Annotated in this window: 20 protein-coding genes and 1 tRNA gene; 13 read left to right on the top strand and 8 right to left on the bottom strand. The window is 68.7% G+C overall.

The genetic code is table 11. The annotated features are described in order from the left end of the window. The first annotated feature begins 16 nt into the window (after positions 1–16). The 3 genes from MLG87_RS15610 to MLG87_RS15600 all read left to right on the top strand — a co-directional run bounded on the left by MLG87_RS15610 (position 17) and on the right by MLG87_RS15600 (position 3139). Positions 17–2281 (top strand): ribonuclease R family protein, encoded by a 2265-nt coding sequence (locus MLG87_RS15610; protein ID WP_243295989.1) that lies wholly within the window; start codon positions 17–19, stop codon positions 2279–2281. Beyond that, a complete protein-coding gene (ruvC, locus tag MLG87_RS15605; protein WP_243295988.1) occupies positions 2278–2772 on the top strand; it encodes a crossover junction endodeoxyribonuclease RuvC in 495 nt (164 codons plus the stop codon). Before MLG87_RS15610 ends, ruvC begins: the two co-directional genes overlap by 4 nt. 166 nt (positions 2773–2938) lie before the next feature. Then, positions 2939–3139, top strand: coding sequence for a hypothetical protein (locus tag MLG87_RS15600; RefSeq protein ID WP_243288661.1), 201 nt, complete (start codon positions 2939–2941; stop codon positions 3137–3139). A 59-nt stretch (positions 3140–3198) separates the two neighbouring features. Here MLG87_RS15600 and MLG87_RS15595 read toward each other — a convergent pair whose 3' ends face one another. The 4 genes from MLG87_RS15595 to MLG87_RS16240 form a co-directional block, all read right to left on the bottom strand. Continuing rightward, positions 3199–4941 carry a transglycosylase SLT domain-containing protein gene (locus tag MLG87_RS15595; protein ID WP_243295987.1) on the bottom strand — a complete coding sequence of 581 codons (1743 nt, stop codon included), beginning with the start codon at positions 4939–4941 and terminating at the stop codon, positions 3199–3201. Beyond that, positions 4941–5312: a BlaI/MecI/CopY family transcriptional regulator gene (locus MLG87_RS15590; RefSeq protein ID WP_243295986.1), complete on the bottom strand. Its 372-nt coding sequence runs from the start codon at positions 5310–5312 to the stop codon at positions 4941–4943. The genes MLG87_RS15595 and MLG87_RS15590 overlap by 1 nt, the downstream gene beginning before the upstream one ends. 450 nt (positions 5313–5762) lie before the next feature. Next, positions 5763–7493, bottom strand: a complete 1731-nt coding sequence (locus MLG87_RS15585) for an NAD-dependent malic enzyme (protein ID WP_243295985.1) — start codon at positions 7491–7493, stop codon at positions 5763–5765. Positions 7494–7612: 119 nt separating this feature from the next. Continuing rightward, complete coding sequence (locus MLG87_RS16240) at positions 7613–9607, bottom strand: thioredoxin domain-containing protein (RefSeq protein ID WP_279341322.1); 1995 nt, start codon at positions 9605–9607, stop codon at positions 7613–7615. Between the two features lie 102 nt (positions 9608–9709). On the opposite strand from MLG87_RS16240, the gene ffh reads away from it, so the two are divergent. Genes ffh through MLG87_RS15550 form a run of 6 tightly spaced genes read left to right on the top strand, consistent with a single transcriptional unit; the run spans position 9710 to position 14241 of the window. After that, positions 9710–11068, top strand: coding sequence for a signal recognition particle protein (gene ffh / locus MLG87_RS15575; protein WP_243295984.1), 1359 nt, complete (start codon positions 9710–9712; stop codon positions 11066–11068). A 25-nt stretch (positions 11069–11093) separates the two neighbouring features. Then, positions 11094–12578, top strand: coding sequence for a tetratricopeptide repeat protein (locus MLG87_RS15570; protein ID WP_243295983.1), 1485 nt, complete (start codon positions 11094–11096; stop codon positions 12576–12578). Between the two features lie 57 nt (positions 12579–12635). After that, positions 12636–12878 (top strand): 30S ribosomal protein S16, encoded by a 243-nt coding sequence (gene rpsP / locus MLG87_RS15565; protein ID WP_243295982.1) that lies wholly within the window; start codon positions 12636–12638, stop codon positions 12876–12878. A gap of 60 nt (positions 12879–12938) precedes the next feature. Then, positions 12939–13193 carry a KH domain-containing protein gene (locus MLG87_RS15560; protein ID WP_243295981.1) on the top strand — a complete coding sequence of 85 codons (255 nt, stop codon included), beginning with the start codon at positions 12939–12941 and terminating at the stop codon, positions 13191–13193. After that, complete coding sequence (locus tag MLG87_RS15555; RefSeq protein ID WP_243295980.1) at positions 13194–13739, top strand: ribosome maturation factor RimM; 546 nt, start codon at positions 13194–13196, stop codon at positions 13737–13739. A gap of 16 nt (positions 13740–13755) precedes the next feature. Further along, positions 13756–14241: a PaaI family thioesterase gene (locus tag MLG87_RS15550; RefSeq protein WP_243295979.1), complete on the top strand. Its 486-nt coding sequence runs from the start codon at positions 13756–13758 to the stop codon at positions 14239–14241. On the opposite strand, the gene MLG87_RS15545 is transcribed toward MLG87_RS15550, so the two are convergent. Genes MLG87_RS15545 through MLG87_RS15530 form a run of 4 tightly spaced genes read right to left on the bottom strand, consistent with a single transcriptional unit; the run spans position 14238 to position 17557 of the window. Beyond that, the gene (locus MLG87_RS15545) at positions 14238–14846 is read right to left on the bottom strand and encodes a MarC family protein (protein WP_243295978.1); all 609 of its coding nucleotides are present in this window, start codon (positions 14844–14846) and stop codon (positions 14238–14240) included. The genes MLG87_RS15550 and MLG87_RS15545 overlap by 4 nt on opposite strands. Before the next feature lie 12 nt (positions 14847–14858). Continuing rightward, positions 14859–15173, bottom strand: a complete 315-nt coding sequence (locus MLG87_RS15540; RefSeq protein ID WP_243295977.1) for an Mpo1-like protein — start codon at positions 15171–15173, stop codon at positions 14859–14861. A gap of 28 nt (positions 15174–15201) precedes the next feature. Further along, positions 15202–16974 carry a signal peptide peptidase SppA gene (gene sppA / locus MLG87_RS15535; protein ID WP_243295976.1) on the bottom strand — a complete coding sequence of 591 codons (1773 nt, stop codon included), beginning with the start codon at positions 16972–16974 and terminating at the stop codon, positions 15202–15204. A 37-nt stretch (positions 16975–17011) separates the two neighbouring features. Next, positions 17012–17557, bottom strand: a complete 546-nt coding sequence (locus MLG87_RS15530; protein WP_243295975.1) for an NADPH-dependent FMN reductase — start codon at positions 17555–17557, stop codon at positions 17012–17014. A gap of 93 nt (positions 17558–17650) precedes the next feature. Between MLG87_RS15530 and MLG87_RS15525 the strand changes: the two genes are divergently transcribed. The 4 genes from MLG87_RS15525 (at position 17651) to MLG87_RS15510 (ending at position 19758) form a co-directional block, all read left to right on the top strand. Next, on the top strand, positions 17651–18058 hold the full coding sequence (locus tag MLG87_RS15525) for a BrxA/BrxB family bacilliredoxin (RefSeq protein WP_279341342.1): 408 nt from the start codon (positions 17651–17653) through the stop codon (positions 18056–18058). A gap of 52 nt (positions 18059–18110) precedes the next feature. After that, complete coding sequence (locus tag MLG87_RS15520) at positions 18111–19229, top strand: CaiB/BaiF CoA transferase family protein (RefSeq protein WP_243295973.1); 1119 nt, start codon at positions 18111–18113, stop codon at positions 19227–19229. Then, on the top strand, positions 19226–19633 hold the full coding sequence (locus MLG87_RS15515) for a DciA family protein (RefSeq protein ID WP_243295972.1): 408 nt from the start codon (positions 19226–19228) through the stop codon (positions 19631–19633). Before MLG87_RS15520 ends, MLG87_RS15515 begins: the two co-directional genes overlap by 4 nt. A 48-nt stretch (positions 19634–19681) precedes the next feature. Then, positions 19682–19758, top strand: a tRNA-Pro gene (locus MLG87_RS15510). The last annotated feature ends 39 nt before the right edge of the window (positions 19759–19797 follow it).

Here is a 19797-nt window from a genome sequence, read left to right as displayed (position 1 = left end):
GCGGTACCCTGGGGATATGCCCCGCCGCGCCGCCTCCCGCTTTTCCGTCCGCCCCCCGGCGCGAACTCCTGATCGACGGGAGGCCTCGAAAGCCCCGCGGGCAACCGCGGGGCTTCGTCCGTACGAGACCTTCGAAGCCACCTTCCTGGGCCATCCGGAGGGCGCCGGCGGATTCCTGCGCCTGGCTGGAATGCCCAAGGGCCCGGGCATGGACCTCCTCGTGGACTGGCGGGATGCCCACGGCGCCATCCACGGCGACAAGGTCCTGGCCGAAGTCTGTGGCGAGGGCTGGGACGGGCGCCTCAAGGCCCGGGTGCTGGAGGTGCGGGGCCGCGGCGAGATCCCCCTGCCCGGCACGCTTCAGAAGCAGCCCTGGGGCTGGCGGGTGGTGCCCCTGGAACCGCGGCTCTCCCAGATCATCTCCGTGCCGCCCACGGATCTGGCCGAGGATGGCGAGCTGGTGAGCGTGAAGCTGGATGCCGATCCCGAGGCCAAGCAGCTGCACGGCATCGTGGTGGCCCGGCTGGGGAAGAAGACTGACCTGAAGATCGAGAACAGGCTGACCGCGGCCCTCTTCAACCTGCGCACGGCCTTCCCGGACGGCGTGATGAAGGAGCTGGCGCCCTTCCCCACGGCCATCCCCGCCGAATGGATCCAGGGCCGCGAGGATCTGCGCGAAACGCTCACATGCACCGTGGACCCGCCCACGGCCAAGGACTTCGACGATGCCATCAGTCTGGAGGCGCTGCCCAAGTCCGAAGGCGGCGGCTGGCTGCTGGGCGTGCACATCGCGGACGTGAGCCACTACGTCGCCGAGAACGGCCCCCTGGACGAGGAGGCCCGGCTTCGGGGCACCTCGGTGTATTTCCCGGACGAGGCCATCCCCATGATCCCGGACCGCCTCAGCGGGGATCTGTGCAGCCTGCGCGAAGGCGTGGACCGCCTGACCATGACGGCCTGGATGACGATCTCGCCCGAGTTGGAGGTGGTGGAGACGCGGCTCTCCGAGAGCGTCATCCGCAGCGCGAAGCGCCTCACCTACGACGAGGTGAAGGAGGCCAGCATCGACCTCTCGACGCGGAAACGGGCCGAGCTGGGCGAGGACCTCTGCGCCCTGCTGGACGAATCGCTGGTGCTGTCGCGGCGCCTCACCGTGGCCCGCCTGGGCCGGGGCGCCATGAACCTGGACACCGAGGAGGCCGAGTTCATCTTCGACGCGGAGGGCCGCCCCGTGGATGCCCGCCGCTATCCGCGCCACGACGCCCACCGCATGATCGAGGAGTTCATGCTGCTGGCCAACGAGGCCGTGGCCCAGTTCTTCACGCGGAAGAAGGTCCCCACCATCTACCGCATCCACGACGAGCCCGACCCGCTGAAGCTGGAGATCTTCGCGGAGGTGGCGCGCACCTTCGGGCTGCTGAAGCCCAAGGAGACGCCCACGCCAGAGCACCTCAACGCCATGCTGGACAAGATCCGGGGCGGCCCCCTGGAGGTGATGATCAACACCCTGCTGCTGCGCAGCCTCAAGCGGGCCGAGTACAGCGCCGAGAACATCGGCCACTCGGGCCTGGCCCTGCAGGACTACCTGCACTTCACCAGCCCCATCCGCCGCTACCCCGACCTCGTCGTCCACCGCCTGCTGCGGAAGGTCCTGCGGGGCGAGCGCCTGCCCGAGGCCCTCCAGAGCCACCTGGCCGTGCTGGCCAAGGGCGCCAGCGACGCCGAGCAGAAGGCCACCGAGGCGGAGCGCGAGAACGACAAGTGGAAGGCCTGCCTGCTGATGAAGTCCCGCATCGGGCAGCGGTTCCGGGGCCGCATCCAGGGTTTCTCCGCCAAGGTGGTGTTCATCACCCTCGACGCCCCCTTCGTGGAGGTGGGGGTGCCGCTGGCGGCCCTGGGCGGCAGCTTCTGGATCGACGAGCACCGCACCAAGGCCACGGGCCTCCGCGGATCGGTGGTGCTCACCATCGGCGACGCCGTGGAGGTGGAGGTCACCGCCGTGGACGAGGACCTGCGCCGCATCAGCGCCTGGATGACCGAGGCCAGGGCCCAGGACGGCCACGGGAAGGCCTTCACCTTCGTGCCGACGCTCGCAGCGCCTGCGACGCTGCGGGAAGGGGATTTCGAAAAACCGAGGCGGGGGGGCGGGGGCCGGGCGAAGGAACCCAAGGTGCGCCATGAGGCGCCGCCGAAGGGCCGGCCGCCGAAGAAGGCCCGAGAGGCCAAACCCAAGCCGCCCAAGGGAGCGGTGCGGGGCGGTGGCAAGCGGAAGGGCCGGTGATCGTCGCGCCCTCACCCGTGCGCTGCCTGGGCGTGGATCCGGGCTCCCTGGCCTGCGGCTGGGCGGTGGTGGAGCGCTTCGGTTCGCGCCTGACCCTGGTGGAGGCGGGCGTCATCCGCAGCCCCCGGGGCGCCGATTTCGATCAGCGGGCCCTGCGCATCCACGAGCGCCTGGCGGAGGCCATCGCCGCCCACGGGCCGGGCTTCATGGCCGTGGAGTCTCCCTTCGTGGAGAAGAACGCCGCCACCGCCCTGAAGCTGGGCCAGATCCGCGGCGGCATCCTGCTGACGGCGGCCCTCCACGGCCTGCCCGTGGGCGACTACAACCCCATGCAGGTGAAGAAGGCCGTCAGCGGCTACGGCTGGGCGGACAAGAGCCAGGTGGGGAAGATGGTCATGACCCTGCTGAACCTGAAGGAGCCCCTGGCGGCCGATGCGGCCGACGCCGCCGCCGTGGCCATCGGCCATCTGCTGGCCACCCGGCGGGTCTGATCCGCCCCGTTGACAACCTGAATGTCATGTTTTTCAAGGGCTTCCGGAATTGTCATGGCGACCATGACAAAAATGTCCGTAACTCGTGACATTTCTTGTGATGTCTATCACTAGCATTGGGAATCATCAAAGACGATGATGATGTCCAGCAAGCAGTGGAGTGGCCATGCACATGGATGCCAGCGTTCGACAGCACAACCCCGCCTTCTGGACCACCGCCGAGCGGCTGCACGAGGTCTTCAACCAGCTCGAGTCCAAGATGAGCGCCTCCCCGCGCGGCCTCGCCGTCCTTCGCCAGGTGCAGGCCCTCGAAGCCGAGCTCGAGGCCGAGGTCATGCACCGCAGCCATCGGACTTTCGCAGCCTGAGGCTCGATCCTGCGCAGAACGGCCCGGCGATGCCGGGCCGTTCTGCGTACGGGAATGCCTTATGGCTTCTTCATCTGGAAGGTGAAGGTCTTCCAGGGGGCGTCCAGCGGCACGCGGGCCTCGCCCCGCCAGCCGATGCCAGGATCCTCGCCACGAATCACCAGACCGGCCCCGGCCTTGGAGGCATCCAGCAGAATCCTGGGCCTGAACTCCTCCCAAGGACCCACGGCAAAGGTCCCGTCCTGGCGCTTCTCTCCGATCCGGACGGTTCCCAGCACCCCGGTGCCCTCGGCCGGCAGGATCTCTAGTTTCAGGTTTCCCCGGCCACTGGCGCGAAGCTGGAGCGAGATCCGGCCTCCGCTTCCGCGCCGGATCACCCCCTGGACTTCGCCCTCGGCCAGCGGGGCCTCCGGCTGCACGGCCTTCGCGGCCAGCACGTCCATCACCAGGGTCCGGTAGCGGGTGGCCTCCTCGGTGATGCGCCCCTCGTCCAGGGCCTTCTCGCCGCAGTTGTAGGCCGCCACCGCCTTCTGGACGTCCCCCTGGTAGCGGTCCAGCAGGAAGCGCAGGTACTTCGTGCCCGCGGCCATCACCTGGGCGGGATCCTCCAGATCCGTCGCGCCATATTTCCGGGCGGTTTCGGGCATGACCTGGAGCAGCCCCGTGGCGCCACGGGGGCTCTTCGCGGCCGTGTTGAAGCCACTCTCCACCCAGGCCATGCTCCGGAGCAGCTGGGGATCCAGGCCCTCCCGGGCAGCCAGGGCATCCAGCTGGGCGATCACCGTGACCGGTGCCCCGATGGGCGGGAATACCGGAGCCGCGGCCCGCAGGGCGAGCGCCAGGCCGGGAATCAGCAGGAGGGTCAGGGCGCCTCCGAGGGGGCCCCTGACAGGTTTCGGGGTAAGCAGACGTTCGATGCGGGTGAGCAGATGCCCTCCTCGGGCCGCGAGGGCCGGGAACAACAGGTGGGGAAGGGGTCGCTGGAGGTCGTCCAGCGCGTTGAGGGCCAAGGCCAGGCGTCGTGGATCGCCGAGCATCTCGGCCGCCAGATCATCGGAGAGCTCCTCGCGTTCGGCCCGGATCCTGGCCGAGAGCCACCAGACGGCGGGGTGGAAGAAGAGGAGGGTCTCTGCGATGCCCTGAAGGAGGTTGGCCAGGTAGTCCAGGCGGCGCACGTGGGCCAATTCATGGGCCAGGAGCGCCTCTAGGTAGCCCGGCGGGAGGCCCGTGAGCAGGGTCGCCGGCAGGAGCACCACCGGTTTCCACAGCCCGAGAGCCACGGGCGATGACCCCTGCCCCACCAGGAGAAGGCGAACCTTGCGCAGGATTCCCAGGCGCAGGGCCAGATCATCGATCATGCCTTGCCATTCCCGGGAGACCGGGACGCCCCTCCGTTTCCAGCTCAGGCTGAGGGCATACCCGCCGCCCAGGCGCAGGGCCATGAGACCCGCTCCCACCGCCCAGAGGCCCACCAGGAAGGGCAGCCGGGGCTGGAGCGCGGCCTCCAGCCTCGTCAGCAGGGGTCTGGACGCCATGTCCGCCCGGGGCAGGAACGCGGCCGGGCGGTTCTGCGCGACCTCGGCCACCTGGATCCGGCCGGCCCCCAGCGGTTCCGAACGGTGGAAATGCCAGGCCGTGACCGCAGGCAGCCCCAGGCAGAGGGCCAGGATCAGGCCATTCATGGCGTGTCGGACGCGGCCCCTGAGAAGGAGGCCGCCCAGGGCCGCCAGGGCCACCAGCAGGCTGTCCTGCCAGAGGGCGTGGACGAGGGCCCAGCCCAGGATCTGGACGATGGCGGCCATCACTCCTCCTTGCCCAGCAGCTCGCGGATGCGGGCCTTTTCTTCGGGACTGACGGGACCGGAGCGGAGGGCCGCGAGCACCAGGGCAGCGGCGGATCCCCCGAAGAGACGCTCGCTCAGATCGGCCACCAAGCCCCCCTCCATGGCCGCCCGGCTGTGAGCCGGGGTGTAGACATGGCTGCGCTGCCGCTCGTCCCGGGTCACCAGGCCCTTGTCCAGCATCACCTGCAGCATCCGCAGGACGCCGGTGTAGGCGTACTCCTCCGTGAGGTTCAGGCGGGCATGCACCTCCTTCACGGTGGACGGCCCCAGGTCCCAGAGGACCCGCAGGAACTTGAGCTCCACGTCAGTCGGCTTGTTCGGTCGCTTCATGGGAATCCTACACAAGATGGTGTAGACCATTTTGTGTAGATCAGGCCGATTGTCAAGGGCTCCCGTGAAAAGGGAACGCCGACAAGCGAGGGAAAGCACAAGCCCGGCTCTGCAGGGCTTGTGCGCGGGGGCCCGGGGGTGTTCGCGCAGCGAGCCCATAGATCCCTGCAACGCGTGCGTTGCGGAGGGAACCCCCGGACAACGGGGCAAGGCAAAGCCCGGCTACGCCGGGATTTGCCGCGGGGGCCCGGGGGTATGCGCGCAGCGCGCAACCCCCGGACCATAGAAAGGGCACCCCGAAGGGTGCCCAATTGTCTCGGCCACTAGGATCACGGGCCGGAAGGGGCTGGCGTGAACGGTCGCCCCGTGGGAGGAAAGAGAAACTCTTCCCGACTCACAGGCTAGGCCGGCCTCCACCCCTCTCAAGAGGAAAAACTGTCCTGGCAGCCATCAGTCGATCAGGCCCGGCGCGCCGGCCCGGTAGGTGGTGTAGTGCGGCTCCCACTGGGCCTTGGTCACGATGGACCCCAGCTGGTCGTCGTCGAGCAGGCGGCCGAGGCCGGCATTCCTGGCCTCGATGCCCACGGCCTTGGCCACGGCGGCGGAGACCTGGCGGATGTCCTTCATCTCCGGCAGCAGCAGGCCGGTGGCTTCCTGCGCCGGCGTCACGAAGGTGCTGATGGCCTTGCTGGCCGCCAGGAACATGCTGTCCGTGATCCGGGTGGCCTTGCAGACCAGGGCGCCCAGGCCCACGCCCGGGAAGATGTACATGTTGTTGCACTGGGAGGCCTGGAGCGTGCGGCCCTTCCATTCCACTGGCGCGAAGGGGCTGCCGGTGGCCACCAGGCCCTTGCCGTCCGTGGCCTTCCAGACCGCCTCGGGCGAGCACTCGCACTTGTGGGTGGGGTTCGAGAGCGCCAGCACGATGGGCCGTTCGGAATGCCTGGCGGTCTCCGCCAGGATGGCCTCGTCGAAGAGGTTCGGCTGGGCGGTGACGCCGATGAGCACCGTGGGATGCGCGTTGCGCACCACATCCTGCAGGCCGATGCGGGAGGGGTCGTCCAGCTTCCACCCTTCCACCGAGGAGCGGCACTGCGCCAGGGGCATCTGGGGGCCCTCCAGCAGGGGATCGCCCTCGATGAGCAGGCCCTGCATGTCCACGGCGAAGATGCGCTTGCGGGCCTCCGCGTCGGAGAGGCCTTCCGCCTTCAGCGCGGCGCGGATGTTCATGGCGATGCCGGTGCCGGCCTGGCCCATGCCCACGATGACGTAGCGCTCATCCTGGAAGCGGCTCTTCTTGATGCGCATGGCGGTCATCAGCGCCGCCAGGGCCGTAGACCCCGTGCCCTGGATGTCGTCGTTGAAGGAGAGGATGCGCTCGCGGTAGCGATCGAGGTTCTTGAAGGCCGTGTGCTTGGCGAAGTCCTCCCACTGGAGCAGGGCGCCGGGGAAGTTGCGCTTCACGCCGAGAACGAACTTCTCGACCAGTTCTTCATACTCCGCGCCGCGGAGCCGGGGCTTGCGGATGCCCAGGTAGAGCGGATCCTCCAGCAGCCGGGGGTTGTTGGTGCCCACGTCCAGCGTGACGGGCAGGCAGACACCGGGGTGGACGCCGCCGGCAGCCACGTAGAGGCTCACCTTGCCCACGGGGATGCCCATGCCGTCGGAGCCCAGGTCGCCCAGGCCCAGGATGCGCTCGCCATCCGTCACGACGATGAGGTTCACCTGCGGCTGTGAGAGTCCGTGAAAGATCTGGTCGATGTTCCCGATGTTCTCAGGCGTGATGTAGATGCCCCGGTAGCGCCGCTGGATGTGGCTCAACTGGAGGCAGGCCTGGCCGACGGTGGGCGTGTAGACGATGGGCACCATCTCGTCCAGGTGATCCACCAGGAGGCGGTAGAACAGGACCTCGTTCCGGTCCAGGAGACCCGACAGGTAGATGTACTTCTCCAGGTCGTCGGACTTGCGCTGGAACGCCTCGTAGGTGCGGTCCAGCTGGGATTCCAGGGTGGAGATGCCGGGCCGCAGCATGCCGTCCAGGCCCAACCCCAGACGCTCCTCCTTGCTGAACGCCGAGGCCTTGTTCAGATGCGGATTGTTCAACAGCTGCCGGCCCCGGACGTAGACCTCGTAATATTCCTCGCCCGTCAGCGGGTCGATCTTCAGCGTGAAGGTCTTCATGGCAGCCCCTGTTTCACATGATCGCGCGAACGCGCCGGCATTCCGTGGATGCTCACGCGAATGACCACCCCAGTGTAGCCAATCTACCCCAGGGCAACGGGTCACATCCGGAAGGCCGGTCAGTGGAGGAGCGAAGCCAATTCCACCGGCGATGTCACGGGCCGGGCGCAGGTGCGGCCCCGACAGACGAAGGCGAAGGGACCCTCCTTGGAGGTGGCGCGTTCCTCATGCAGGGGGAGGAGCTGATCCTCCGACACAGACAGGACCCGCCCGGGCAGGTGGCGGCGGTGGACCTCCGCCAGCATGGCCCGCACCGCGGAGCTGCGCGGATTGCCGGAGATGGCCACCTCCACCGGTTCGCGCAGGGCCAGGTCGAACACGCCGAGCATCCCCAGGAAGGCCCGGGGCGCCCGTCGCATCCAGGCGGCGAAGCAGCGGAGCGCGCCCTCGGCGGCCAGCCGGAAGTCCTCTCGCTGGAGGTGGCGGGACAACCGCAGCAGGGCCCGCGCCGCCAGCGTGTTGCCGCCGGGGATGGCGTTGTCGAACCCCGGCTTCAGACGGAAGAGGAGGTCCGCCTGATCCGCCTCGGTGCTGAAGAAGCCGCCGTCGACCTGATCCAGGAACCGCGCCAGCAGCCCCTCGGCCAGCGATTCCGCCCAGCGCAGCCAGGCGGGATCGAAACCCGCTTCGTAGAGGTCCACCAGCCCCTCCACCACGGCGGCGCTGTCCTCCAGGAAGCCCGGCGTGTGGGCCTGCTCTTGCCGCCAGACACGCAGCAGGTGTCCATCCCGCCAGAGTTCCCGGTACAGGAAGGCCGCGCAAGCCGTGGCCGCTTCGAGGTAACGAGCCTCACCCAGCACCTGGAAGCCCCGGGCCAAGGCGGAGAGCGCCAGCCCGTTCCAGGACGCCAGCACCTTGTCGTCCTTGCCCGGGCGCACGCGGCGGTCCCGCCATTGCCGCAGGCGCTCTCGCAGCAGCTGATCTTCTTTCTCGGGAAGCGAAGCTTCCCGAGGACATGAAAAGCGGTGAACCACGCTCTTCCCGTGCTCGAAATTCCCGCCATCGGTGATGCCGAAGGCCGCACAGAAGCGCGGGCCATCCATCTCGCCCAGGGCATCGCGGACCTCAGCGGGCGTGAAGACGTAGAACTTCCCCTCCTCGCCCTCGCTATCCGCATCCTCGCTGGAGTGGAAGCCGCCGGCGGGATCCCGCAGGTCCCGCAGCAGGTAATCCAGCGTCTCCCGCGCCACCTGGCTGTAGCGGGCCTCTCCCGTGGCCTGGAAAGCCGCCAGATAGGTGCAAGCGAGCTGGGCGTTGTCGTACAGCATCTTCTCGAAGTGGGGCACCAGCCACTGGCCGTCCACGCTGTAGCGGGCAAAGCCGCCGCCCAGGTGGTCGTACATGCCGCCCTCCCACATGGCGTCCAGGGTGCGCAGGGCCATGGCCCGGTCCTCCGCCGTGCCCCGGGCCAGGATCAGTTCCACGGCCATGGACTGGGGGAACTTGGGCGCCGGGCCGAAGCCGCCCCAGCGGGGATCGAACGCGGCCCGCAGCTGGGCCAGGGCCTCGTCGAGCACCGCCTCACCCGGAAGCTCCGCACCCGCTTCCACCGTCGCCTGCCGCCGAAGCTCCGTTGCAAGATTCGCCGCCTGCCCCACCACGCCCGCCCGGTCCTCCCGCCACACCTCAGCGATGCGCCGAAGCAGGGGGATGAATCCCGGCATGCCACCCCGGGGTTCCGGCGGGAAGTAGGTGCCCCCGTAGAAGGGCTCCAGGTCCGGCGTGAGCCACACGCTCATGGGCCAGCCGCCCCGGCCGGTCATCGCCTGCACGGCGTCCATGTAGAGGTCGTCCAGGTCGGGCCGCTCCTCCCGATCCACCTTGATGCTCACGAAGTGGGCGTTCAGCACCTCGGCCACGGCCGGATTCTCGAAGCTTTCCCGCTCCATGACGTGGCACCAGTGGCAGGCGCTGTAGCCGATGCTGAGGAAGATGGGCTTCTGCTCGGCCCGTGCCTTGGCCAGCGCCTCCCCGCCCCACGGGAACCAGTCCACGGGGTTGTGGGCGTGCTGGAGCAGGTAGGGACTGAGGCTTCCAGCGAGATGATTGGACATATCCGGCTCCCCGGACCGGATTATGCCCCAGGATCCCTTTCATGACAGGGACATGACGGTGGCCACCGGTAGAATGGAACTTTCGTGCCGCTCCGGAGTCCCATGTTCGACAGCCTCACCCAGAAACTCAGCCAGGCCATGAAGGCCCTCCGGGGCCAGTCGAAGCTGACGGAAGCCAACCTCGAAGCCGTGCTGCGCGAAGTGCGCATGGCGCTGCTGGAAGCCGACGTCCACGTGAGCGTGGCCCGCACCTTCCTCCAGCGGGTGAAGGAGAAGGCCCTCGGCGCCGAGGTCATGCAGGGCCTCAACCCCGCCCAGGCCTTCATCGACATCGTCCACCGCGAGCTGGTGGAGATCATGGGTGGCCAGGCCCCCGAGCATCCCATCGCCTTCGCATCGAAGCCGCCGACGGTGGTGATGATGGTGGGCCTGCAGGGCGCCGGCAAGACCACCACCTGCGGCAAGCTGGCGGTGTTCCTGAAGAAGCTGGGCCGCTCGCCCCTGCTGGTGCCCGCGGACGTCTACCGCCCCGCCGCCATCGAGCAGCTGCACGTGGTGGCCAAGGACGCCGGCGTGCCCTCCTTCCGCACGGAGGAGAAGGATCCCGTGGCCATCTGCGCAGCCGCCGTAGCCGAAGCGAAGCTCAAGGGCTGGGACACGGTCATCCTCGACACCGCGGGCCGCCTCCACCTCGATGAAGCGCTGATGGAGGAGCTGGTCCGCATCAAGGGCTCGGTCTCTCCGGACGAGATCTTCTTCGTGGCCGACGCCATGACGGGCCAGGACGCGGTCCGCAGCGCCACGGCCTTCCACGAGAAGCTGGGCATCACGGGCGTGGTGCTCACCAAGACCGACGGCGACACCCGCGGCGGCGCGGCCTTCAGCATCAAGCAGGCCACGGGTCAGCCCCTGAAGTTCGTGGGCGAGGGCGAGAAGCTGGAGGACTTCCAGCGCTTCCACCCGGACCGCATGGCCCAGCGCATCCTCGGCATGGGCGATGTGCTGAGCCTCATCGAGCACGCCAAGGACAAGATCGACGAGAAGGAAGCTGAGGTCATGGCCAAGCGCCTGGCCAAGAACCAGTTCACCCTGGAGGACATGCGCAAGCAGTTCCAGCAGGTGCAGAAGCTGGGCTCCATGAACAAGATCCTGGGCATGCTGCCAGGCCTGGGGCAGATGAAGGACCAGCTGGCCCAGGTGGCCACGGACAAGCGCATCAAGCATCTCGAGGCCATCATCAACTCCATGACGCCCGCCGAGCGCGCCAACCACAACCTGCTGGACGGCAAGCGCAAGCGCCGCATCGCGGCCGGCTGCGGGCGCCCCGTGAGCGAGATCAACCAGCTCATCAAGCAGTACGTGGAGACGAAGAAGATGATGGGCCAGATGAACGACCCCAAGTTCATGGCCCGCATGCAGCGCATGGCCAAGATGGGCGGCGGCCCCAACCTGCCTTTCTAGCCTGCCTTTCTAGCGAGGACCCTTGGTGCTCCCCCGTCCCCTGACATCCGCCAGAACCTGGATGGTCTTCGGGGTGATCCTGGCCGTCAGCCTGACCGGGGCATGGCTGTGGCGGTCCAGCGCCCACGCCGCTCGGGCGCGGCGGGTGCTCATCATCAGCTCCGAACCTTCGCAGCAGACCGAGGTGAACCTGGGCCTCGAAACCTTGATCTCGGACCACTTCGAGGTACTGGCGGGAATCACGGTCACCCACGCCGCGGCCGTTCCCGCCCCGGCGGACCTGCGGAAACTCCCGTCCGACCTCGCCCTGTTCCGCTTCCACGGACGTCGGGACGGCCAGCGGCTGGCCCTGACCACCCAGTGGACCACGCCCGCGGAGCTCCTGGCGGGTCGCCCCTGGCGCCGGGATGCCCAGCCCCCCATGGATCCCGCCCAGGCCATGGACACCTGGGTGGCGCGGTGGCCCCTGGATCGACGCCACCGCTTCCGGGCCGACCTCTACCCCCGGGATCCCGAGCGGTTCTGGCAGCTCCTGCGGGCCATGGCCATCCGGGACGACCGGGAAGCCACGAACCAGCTGCCCGCCACCCAGGCCCTGGCCGAGGCCGAACCCATGTGCGCCACCGCCTGGACCACGCTGGGGGATCACCTCTACCGCAGCCTGTGGGTGGATCCCGCCGAGGCCGGCATCGGTCTCAATTCCCGCACCCACAGGGCGTTCCAGCGGGCCGTGGAGCTGGTGCCCGGCCACCCCCGGGCCACTTTCCTCTGGTCCCTGATGCTCACGGACACGGGAAACCAGGATGTGGCCCTGCGGGTCCTCGACGAGGCCATGCGCCTGCGCCCGGAGGTTCCCGACATCTTCCTCGGCCTCACCTACGCCGGCCGCACCTCGGGCCTGCTGACGGGGGCCCGGTCGGCCATGCTCCGGCGGCAGGAGCTCCTCGCCCCCCTGTCCCCCGCCTCCTCCTGGACCGTCGAGACCACCAACCTCTACATCGGGGACTGGTCCGCCTTCGAGCAGGACGTGCAGCAGGCGAGGACTCTGCGCGAGGATTCGGGCGTCCTGTTCTACCTGGGCTACCTCGCCCTGCTGAAAGGCGACCGCAAGACGGCCCTCGGGCGCATGAAGGACGCCGAGACGGCGGGGGGCTTCAGCCCCTTCCAGGACCTCGCCCGGGTCTATCGCGCCCTGCTGGAGGGGCGGACCGCGGACGGCCTGGCCGAACTCCGGCGGATCGACGATGTCCGCGGGAAGCTCCGCATTCCCGACGGGGAACTGACCTTCAAGCATGCGGAGGCCTATTCGCTCCTCGGCGATTCGGATCGGGCTGTGGATTGCGCCACGCGGGCCTTCGTCCAGGGGTTCAGCTGCGCCCGCTGGTACGAGTCCTCACCCTTCCTCGAGAAGATGCGGACCCACCCCCGCTGGCCGACCCTCCGCCGGAACGTCCGGGAGCGCCAGGCCGTCATGGAAGGCAGCTTCCCGCCCTCGAGCTTCGAGCCCTGAATTAGCGCTTGGGAACGGGTGAATTCCGCGATACACTCTCCTGCTCAGGGAGTGCCCATGCTTTCGATCCGACTTGCTCGCAATGGTGCCAAGAAGCGCCCGTTCTACCACATCGTCGTCTCCGAGAATGACCGCATCCCCACCGGCCGCGCCGTGGAGGTGCTGGGCTTCGTGAACCCCATCGCCGGCGCCGGCGAAGAGGTTCGCATCGACGCCGAGAAGGCCAAGTCCTGGCTCCAGAAGGGCGCCCAGCCCTCCAAGACCGTCCTTGATCTGTTCAAGAAGAACCAGATCCTGTAGCCGGTTTCCGTTCGCCGAAAGCCGGGCCAGGGTCCGGCTTTCTTTGTTCGTGGAGCGCCCATGAATCCCGAAGCCTTCCTGCGCGATGTGCTGACCCCCCTGCTGGACCATCCGGAGGCCCTCCGGGTCGAGGTCAGCGGCGAGGGACGGAAGCGCGATGTGCTGGTCTTCGCGGACCCCAGGGACCGCGGGCGCATTATCGGCAAGCACGGGCGCATGATCTCGGCGCTTCGCACCCTCTGCAAGGTCGCCGGGGAGAAGGCGGACCTGATGGTGAACCTCGAGCTGGACGACGAGGACGAACGGGAGGCCTAGATGCTTCTTGCGGGCCATCTCGCCAAGGTCCAGGGGCTCAAGGGCGAGTTCCTCTTCCATGCCGTCATGGATGACCCCGAGCGGCTGGACGGCATGGCCGGACTGCTGCTGGCGCCGCCCCAGATGGACCTCGAGCACGGCGAGGCGGCCGCCCCGGCCCGGCCCGTGAAGCTGCGAGGCTTCCGGTGGCACCAGGACAGGCCCTGCCTCGCCTTCGCCGAGGTGCTCGACCGCACGACGGCCGAGGCACTGAAGGGCTGGGCCCTGTGGATGCCCGAATCGGCGGCGGTCCTGGACGAGGGCGAGAGCTTCCGTCACCAGTGGATCGGCTGCGAGGTCTTCATCGGGGGCCGCAAGGTGGGCGAGGTGCTGCGCCTGGATCCCGGGCCCGCGGGCTACGACATGGTGGTGATGCGGGACCTGCGCCCCGGCCGCACGGGCCAGCGCGACATCCCCTACATCAAGGCCTGGTGGACCCTGGACCTGCCGAACCGCCGCCTGGACCTGGATCCACCGGAAGGCCTGCTGGACGTGAACCAGGTCTGAGGCTGAGAATCAGGGGATGTCCCCCGCCTTCGACCGCTTCAAACAGACCTTCGGCATGCGCCTGTTCGGCTGGCTGAAGATCCCCCTCCTGGCCTCCGTGCGTCCCAGTGTCGTCGAGCTGACGGAAGCCCGCTGCGTGGTGCGGATCCCCCTCCGGCGCTGGACGAAGAACCACCTGGGTTCCATGTATTTCGGCGCGCTGGCCATCGGCGCGGACTGCGCCGGGGGCCTGCTGGCCATGGACCAGATCAAGCGGTCCGGCCAGGCGGTGTCCCTGGTCTTCAAGGCCTTCCAGGCCACCTTCCTCAAGCGCCCCGAATCCGATGTCTACTTCATCTGCGAGGAGGGCGCGGCCATCCGCGACCAGGTGCGCCGCACCCTGGCCTCCGAGGAGCGCCTCACGGAGCCCATGCACATCCAGGCCGCGGTGAAGCTGCCGGACGGCACCTTCGAGCCCGTGGCAGAGTTCACGCTGGAGCTGAGCCTCAAGCGGAAGAGCTAGACCGTCCGGAGCTGGATGACGAACTTCTGGATGCCCGCCAGCAGCATCTCGATGGCCATGGCCGTCAGCACCAGGCCCATGAGCCGCTCGAAAGCCAGGGTGACCTTCTCGCCCAGGAAGGCGGCGATCTTCTCCGCAAACCCGAGCACCACGGCGGAGATGGCCATGGCCACGGACAGGGCGCCCAGCCATTCCCAGAGCCGGTGGGGCTCTCGGCTCACCAGCAGCAGCACCGTGGCGATGGCCGAGGGGCCGGCGATGAAGGGGATGGCCAGGGGCACGAGGAAGGGTTCTCCATGGACGGGGAGATCCGCCGGAGCCTCCGCATGGGGGAACACCATCTTCAGGGCGATGAGGAAGAGGATCACGCCGCCCGCGATGCCCAGCGAGGTGTCCGTCAGGTGCATGAGTCGCAGCACCTTCTGGCCGAAGAGCGCGAAGAAGAGCAGGATCGCGAAGGCGAACAGCACCTCGCGGATGATGATCCGCTGGCGCCGGGCCGGATCCACCTGGCGCAGCAGCCCGATGAAGACCGGGATGTTGCCCAGGGGATCGGTCACCAGCACCAGCAGGACGATGGCCGAGACGAAGGAGGAGGAGTCCATGGCGCCTCGCGATCAGAGGGGCGGAATGGACCGCCCGCTCACCTTGGCCGCCCACCAGCGGAGGCCAACGAACAGGAACCGCCAGTCTTTGAGGAACTCCGGGGGCTTGCCTTCCACCGCATGTCCCAGGAACTGGAAGATCCACCCGATCACGAAGGCACCCAGGCCCAGCTTCCACAGGCCCGGCACGAAGGGAGCGCCCAGCAGCAGGAGGATCGAGAGCGTGACGAGGGGAATCCCGACCGTGTGGCAGGCCTGGTTGACCGGGTGCTGATGGCTCCGGGCGTAGGCCTGGATCCATTCGCCCATGGGTCTGGATCCCAGCATGGGGGCCTCCTGGCGCCGGAGCGCCCAGCTATTTCAGCTCGAGCTCGAAGGGCAGCCGCGCGTAGACGCCCTGCGGATCATTCAGCGAGGCCAGGAGGTCCAGCTGGTGGCGGAACGAGTCCACCAGCCCATCCACCGGACCGGGCTTGGCGAGCTTCCGGGGCTTGCCGCCCAGGTTCTTCAGGATTTCCCGGAGGGTGTCCGGCTCCCGCTCGGGCCCCACGACCTGGTAGTCGTCGCCCGCCTTGATCCGGCCGGCCGCGTACTTCACCGCCGCATCCAGGCCGCCGACTTCGTCCACCAGGCCCAGCTTCACGGCCTCCTGGCCGGACCACACGCGGCCCTGGGCGATCTCGTGGACCGCCTCCTTCTTCATCTTGCGGCTGTCGGCCACCTTGGCCACGAACTGCTCGTAGATGCGGTCCACCAGGCCCTGGATGCGGGCCAGCTCCAGATCGTTCTTGGGCCGGGCCAGGGTCATGGGGTTGGCCAGCTTGGCGGTCTGCACGCTGTCCCAGGTGATGCCATGGTCGTTGGCCAGCTTCTTCACGTTGGGCAGCAGGCCGAAGACGCCGATAGAGCCCGTGATGGTGCTGGGCTCGGCGAAGATGCGGTCGCCGTAGGTGCTGATCCAGTAGCCGCCGGAGGCCGCCAGGTGGCCCATGGAGACCACGAGTGGCTTCACCTTCTTGGTGAGGATGACCTCGCGCTGGATGAGCTCGGACGCCGCCGCGCTGCCGCCGGGGCTGTTCACGCGGAGGACCACGGCCTTGATGCGGTCGTCCAGGCGCAGCTTGCGGAGCTCGCGGCTGAGGCGCTCGCCGCCCACCTGGTTGGCCTTGCCTTCGCCATCCACGATCTCGCCTTCGGCCACGACCACGGCGATGCGGGTCCTGCCGGTCTTCGCTTCTCCGGGGATGCCCGCATAGGTGGCCAGGGCGATCTGGGGGAAGTCCTTGTCCTTGGGCTGCTTCCCGGCCAGCTTCTTCAGCTCGTCCAGCACCTCGTCGTAGGGGGCGACGCGATCCACCAGGCCCATCTTCTTGGCTTCGTCGGCCTCCACGAGCCCCTTCTCGTCAGCAATGGCCTGGAGGTCGTCGGCGGTCTTCTTGCGATCCTTGGCCACCGTGGTCTTCCACTCGCTCCAGATGTCCTCCAGCAGCTTCTGCACCTGCTCGCGGTTGGGTTCGCTCATGCGGTCGGTGATGAAGGGCTCCACCGCGCTCTTGTACTTGCCCACGCGGGTGACCTGCACCTCCACGCCGTACTTCTTGAAGGCCTCGCCGAAGAACATCGGCTCGCTGGCCAGGCCGTTCACTTCCATCTCGCCGAAGGGGTTGATGAACACCGTGCTGGCGCCCGCGGCCAGGTAGTAGTCCCGCTTGCTCCAGCCCTGGTTGTAGGCCAGCACGGGCTTCTTCGCCTTGAAGCGCTGGATCGCCTCCCGCAGCTCCCGCAGCTGGGCGGGACCGGCCCCCTGCAGGTTGCCCGTGAGGAACAGCGCCGTGATGCGGCTGTCGGAGGCGGCCCGGTCCAGGGCCTCGATGGCCGCAGGCAGCGACTGGGCATGCCCACCCCCGCCGCCCAGGGCTTCACTGAGTGCCTCGCTGGGCTCGGGCTCGCGATCCGCGTCGGACAGGCTGGTGTCCAGGTCGAACACCAGCACGGCCTTGCTGGGCACCACGGGCTTCCCGGAGGAACCGAGGGCCGCCAGGACGCCGAGGAACATGACGAAGGCCAGCGCGCCGGCCACCATCAGGGCCAGCAGGGCGGCGAAGAAAGTCTTGAAGAAATCCTTCATGGCGGCTCCGGAGAGGACAGTTCAGGATCGCACGAACTCACTCGGGGTGAAGCCGGGCCGCCAGGGCCAGGAACCCCGCCAGCGTCTTCGAGACGGAGGCGGCGGTGCGGGGATCGGTCGGGGCGCCGCGCTCGTCGAGCTGCTGGTCCGCATGCGGAACCGTGATCGCGCCCGGAAAGGCCAGCGCGCCCATGTTCGCCAGGGTCGCCCGCCACGCCACCAGGCCGCGGGCCCCGCCGAAGGCGCCCGGACTCGCGGCGCACAGCAGCACCGGCAAGCCCTGCCAGGGACTGGGAGCCATGGTGCTGAGCCAGTCCACGGCATTCTTCAGGTGGCCCGGGATGCCTGAGTTGTACTCCGGCGACACGATCACCAGACCCTGGGCCTTCCCGAGCTTCCCGTGCAACTCCTGGAGATCCGCCGTCGGCGCCTCCCCTTCTTCGTAGAGCGGGAAGCGGAGCGCAGACCCGGCGAAGCTGGACACCTCGTGGCCGTGGGTTTCCAGGTCGGCCGCCAGGTGCTTGAGAAACCGGGTGTTCAGGGATGCGGGGCGCAGGCTTCCACCCACCAGGACCAGTCGCATGGGACCTCCGGAAATGTGATCTGGATCAATCTTGACTTGATAGGTAAACTTTTAGAACCCCTGGAGGCTGTGGTGTCGAACTACCCGGAATACATGGTCGCTCCGATGCGTGAGGAACTGTTGCAGGTGGGCTTCCGCCAGCTTCTGACGCCCGCGCAGGTGGACGAGGCCCTGCAGCAGCCCGGCACGACCCTCCTGCTGGTGAACAGCGTCTGCGGCTGCGCGGCGGCTGGGGCCCGGCCAGGCGTGACGGAGGCCCTCCGCACGCAGGGCCTGCGCTTCGATCACCTGGTCACGGTCTTCGCCGGCATGGAGAAGGAAGCCACGGCCCAGGCCCGCGAGTACTTCGAGGGCGCCATGCCCACCAGCCCTCAGGCCGCCATCTTCAAGGACGGGCAGCTGGTCCACCTCATGCAGCGCCAGGATTTCCTGGGCCACGAGCCCGGGGACATCGCGGCCTCGCTGGTCGCGGCCTACCGACGCACCGTGGCCGCCAGCTGATCCCTCGCGGGCGCATGAAGCACATGAAGTAGGCTGGGTGGCGGAGAACCCGATGCCCAAGCCCCTGTCCCACATCAGGATCGTGGATCTGTCCTGCGTGCTCGCAGGCCCCTTCTCGACCCAGCTGCTGGCGGACTTCGGGGCCGAGGTCCAGAAGCTGGAGCCCCCGGACGGGGATCCTTCGCGGGGCTGGGGACCGCCCTTCGAGCACGGCGAATCCGGCGAAAGCGCCTACTTCCGCTGCGCCAACCGCGGCAAGCGCAGCCGGACCATCGACCTCCACGCAGAGGAAGGCCGGACCTGCCTCTTCGAGCTGCTGAAGGACGCGGATGTGCTGGTGGAGAACTTCCGCGCCGATTCCGCGGATCGCCTCGGGCTTGGCTGGAAGCGGCTCCACGCCAGGTTCCCCAAGCTCATCCTGGCCTCCGTCCGCGGGTTCGCCTCGGATGTCACGGCCTCCCGGCGCGCCGGCTACGACTTCATCATCCAGGCCGAGAGCGGGTGGATGGCCATCACCGGCGAGCCGGAGGGCCGCCCCATGAAGGTGGGCGTGGCCCTGGTGGACGTGCTGGCGGGCCTCTACTGCGCCAACGGCATCCAGGCGGCCCTCCTCCACCGCGAGCGCACGGGCGAGGCCCTCCACATCGAGGTGCCCCTCATGGAGGCGGCCCTGGCGGGCCTGGCAAACGTCGGGGCGGGCGCCCTCATGACCGGCAAGACCCCGCAGCGCTGGGGCAACGCCCATCCCCAGATCGTGCCCTACCAGACCTTCCGCTGCTCCGATGGTGATGTGGCCATCGCCGTGGGCAGCGACCGCCAGTTCGAGGTGCTGGCCATGTGGCTGGACCTGGACCTGGACGCGCGGCCCGAGTGGCGGCAGAACCGGGGCCGCGTGAAGGACCGGGAGGCGCTGGTGGCCCTCATCGAGGCCCGCACGCTAGCCAGCACCGTGGACCGGGTGCTGGCCTTCTGCGAACCCAACGCCATCCCCGCCAGCCGCATCCGTACCGTGGACGAGGTGCTGTTCCGCCAGGGCGGCGAGCTGCACAACCTGCTCCAGCCCCTGTTCGAAGCCGAGACCAACGCCATGGTTCCCACCCTGGCCTCGCCCGTGCTGCTCAACGGCGAACGGGCCTGCGCCCCCCTGCCCCCGCCCCGCTGGAAGCCATGAGCGCCGACCGCCGCCGCGTCCCCCGCCTGGTGCCCCTGGGCGCCCGCCAGCCGGACCAGAAGGCCCTGGCGCGCCTGCGCGCCGCCTGGGTCTTCGTGGTGGGCCCCGTCCTGGCGGAACGCACCCGCCCGCTGCGCGTGGAGCGGAACGTGCTCGTGATGGGCTGCTGGGAACTGACCCGGATCGGCCCCCTGCGCGACGCCGCCACCGCCGTGTGGCCCCAGATCCGCGACCGCATCCAGCGGGCCCTGAACCTCAGCCTGACCGGCCTCCAGATCACCCCCTGCGACCCGCCTGCGGAAGCCCCCGCCCCGCCGGAGGATCCCGATCCCCTCCGCCGTGCCCTGCGCCTCCTCGAAGCCCGCCGTCGGGAGCGCATCCGCCTCGGCCTGGAGTCCGAGTAGTCCCGGGCTGGACGGCCCCGCCCGTTTCCAGTAGAGTCAAACCTTCGTCGGGGCGTGGCTCAGCCTGGTAGAGCGCTCGGTTCGGGACCGAGAGGTCGGAGGTTCGAATCCTCTCGCCCCGACCAATAAGAAGGGGGCCTGCGGGCCCCCTTCTTATTGGTCGG

This window comes from Geothrix mesophila (assembly GCF_022808835.1).
In the GTDB taxonomy this organism is placed as follows: domain Bacteria; phylum Acidobacteriota; class Holophagae; order Holophagales; family Holophagaceae; genus Geothrix; species Geothrix paludis.
Note: the sequence above shows the minus strand (reverse complement) of the source record. Positions and strands in the feature narration are given on the sequence as shown.

What these genes read in the sequence shown, in the direction of transcription:
- MLG87_RS15550 (WP_243295979.1), top strand. Translation starts at nt 13,756, where the DNA reads ATGTCCCCCGCCTTCGACCGCTTCAAACAGACCTTCGGCATGCGCCTG.
- ffh (WP_243295984.1), top strand. Translation starts at nt 9,710, where the DNA reads ATGTTCGACAGCCTCACCCAGAAACTCAGCCAGGCCATGAAGGCCCTC.
- MLG87_RS15585 (WP_243295985.1), bottom strand. Translation starts at nt 7,493, where the DNA reads ATGAAGACCTTCACGCTGAAGATCGACCCGCTGACGGGCGAGGAATAT.
- MLG87_RS15540 (WP_243295977.1), bottom strand. Translation starts at nt 15,173, where the DNA reads ATGCTGGGATCCAGACCCATGGGCGAATGGATCCAGGCCTACGCCCGG.
- MLG87_RS15515 (WP_243295972.1), top strand. Translation starts at nt 19,226, where the DNA reads ATGAGCGCCGACCGCCGCCGCGTCCCCCGCCTGGTGCCCCTGGGCGCC.
- MLG87_RS15520 (WP_243295973.1), top strand. Translation starts at nt 18,111, where the DNA reads ATGCCCAAGCCCCTGTCCCACATCAGGATCGTGGATCTGTCCTGCGTG.
- MLG87_RS15530 (WP_243295975.1), bottom strand. Translation starts at nt 17,557, where the DNA reads ATGCGACTGGTCCTGGTGGGTGGAAGCCTGCGCCCCGCATCCCTGAAC.
- MLG87_RS15590 (WP_243295986.1), bottom strand. Translation starts at nt 5,312, where the DNA reads ATGAAGCGACCGAACAAGCCGACTGACGTGGAGCTCAAGTTCCTGCGG.
- sppA (WP_243295976.1), bottom strand. Translation starts at nt 16,974, where the DNA reads ATGAAGGATTTCTTCAAGACTTTCTTCGCCGCCCTGCTGGCCCTGATG.
- MLG87_RS15525 (WP_279341342.1), top strand. Translation starts at nt 17,651, where the DNA reads ATGGTCGCTCCGATGCGTGAGGAACTGTTGCAGGTGGGCTTCCGCCAG.
- MLG87_RS15595 (WP_243295987.1), bottom strand. Translation starts at nt 4,941, where the DNA reads ATGGCCGCCATCGTCCAGATCCTGGGCTGGGCCCTCGTCCACGCCCTC.
- MLG87_RS15610 (WP_243295989.1), top strand. Translation starts at nt 17, where the DNA reads ATGCCCCGCCGCGCCGCCTCCCGCTTTTCCGTCCGCCCCCCGGCGCGA.
- MLG87_RS16240 (WP_279341322.1), bottom strand. Translation starts at nt 9,607, where the DNA reads ATGTCCAATCATCTCGCTGGAAGCCTCAGTCCCTACCTGCTCCAGCAC.
- MLG87_RS15545 (WP_243295978.1), bottom strand. Translation starts at nt 14,846, where the DNA reads ATGGACTCCTCCTCCTTCGTCTCGGCCATCGTCCTGCTGGTGCTGGTG.
- MLG87_RS15555 (WP_243295980.1), top strand. Translation starts at nt 13,194, where the DNA reads ATGCTTCTTGCGGGCCATCTCGCCAAGGTCCAGGGGCTCAAGGGCGAG.
- MLG87_RS15560 (WP_243295981.1), top strand. Translation starts at nt 12,939, where the DNA reads ATGAATCCCGAAGCCTTCCTGCGCGATGTGCTGACCCCCCTGCTGGAC.
- MLG87_RS15600 (WP_243288661.1), top strand. Translation starts at nt 2,939, where the DNA reads ATGCACATGGATGCCAGCGTTCGACAGCACAACCCCGCCTTCTGGACC.
- rpsP (WP_243295982.1), top strand. Translation starts at nt 12,636, where the DNA reads ATGCTTTCGATCCGACTTGCTCGCAATGGTGCCAAGAAGCGCCCGTTC.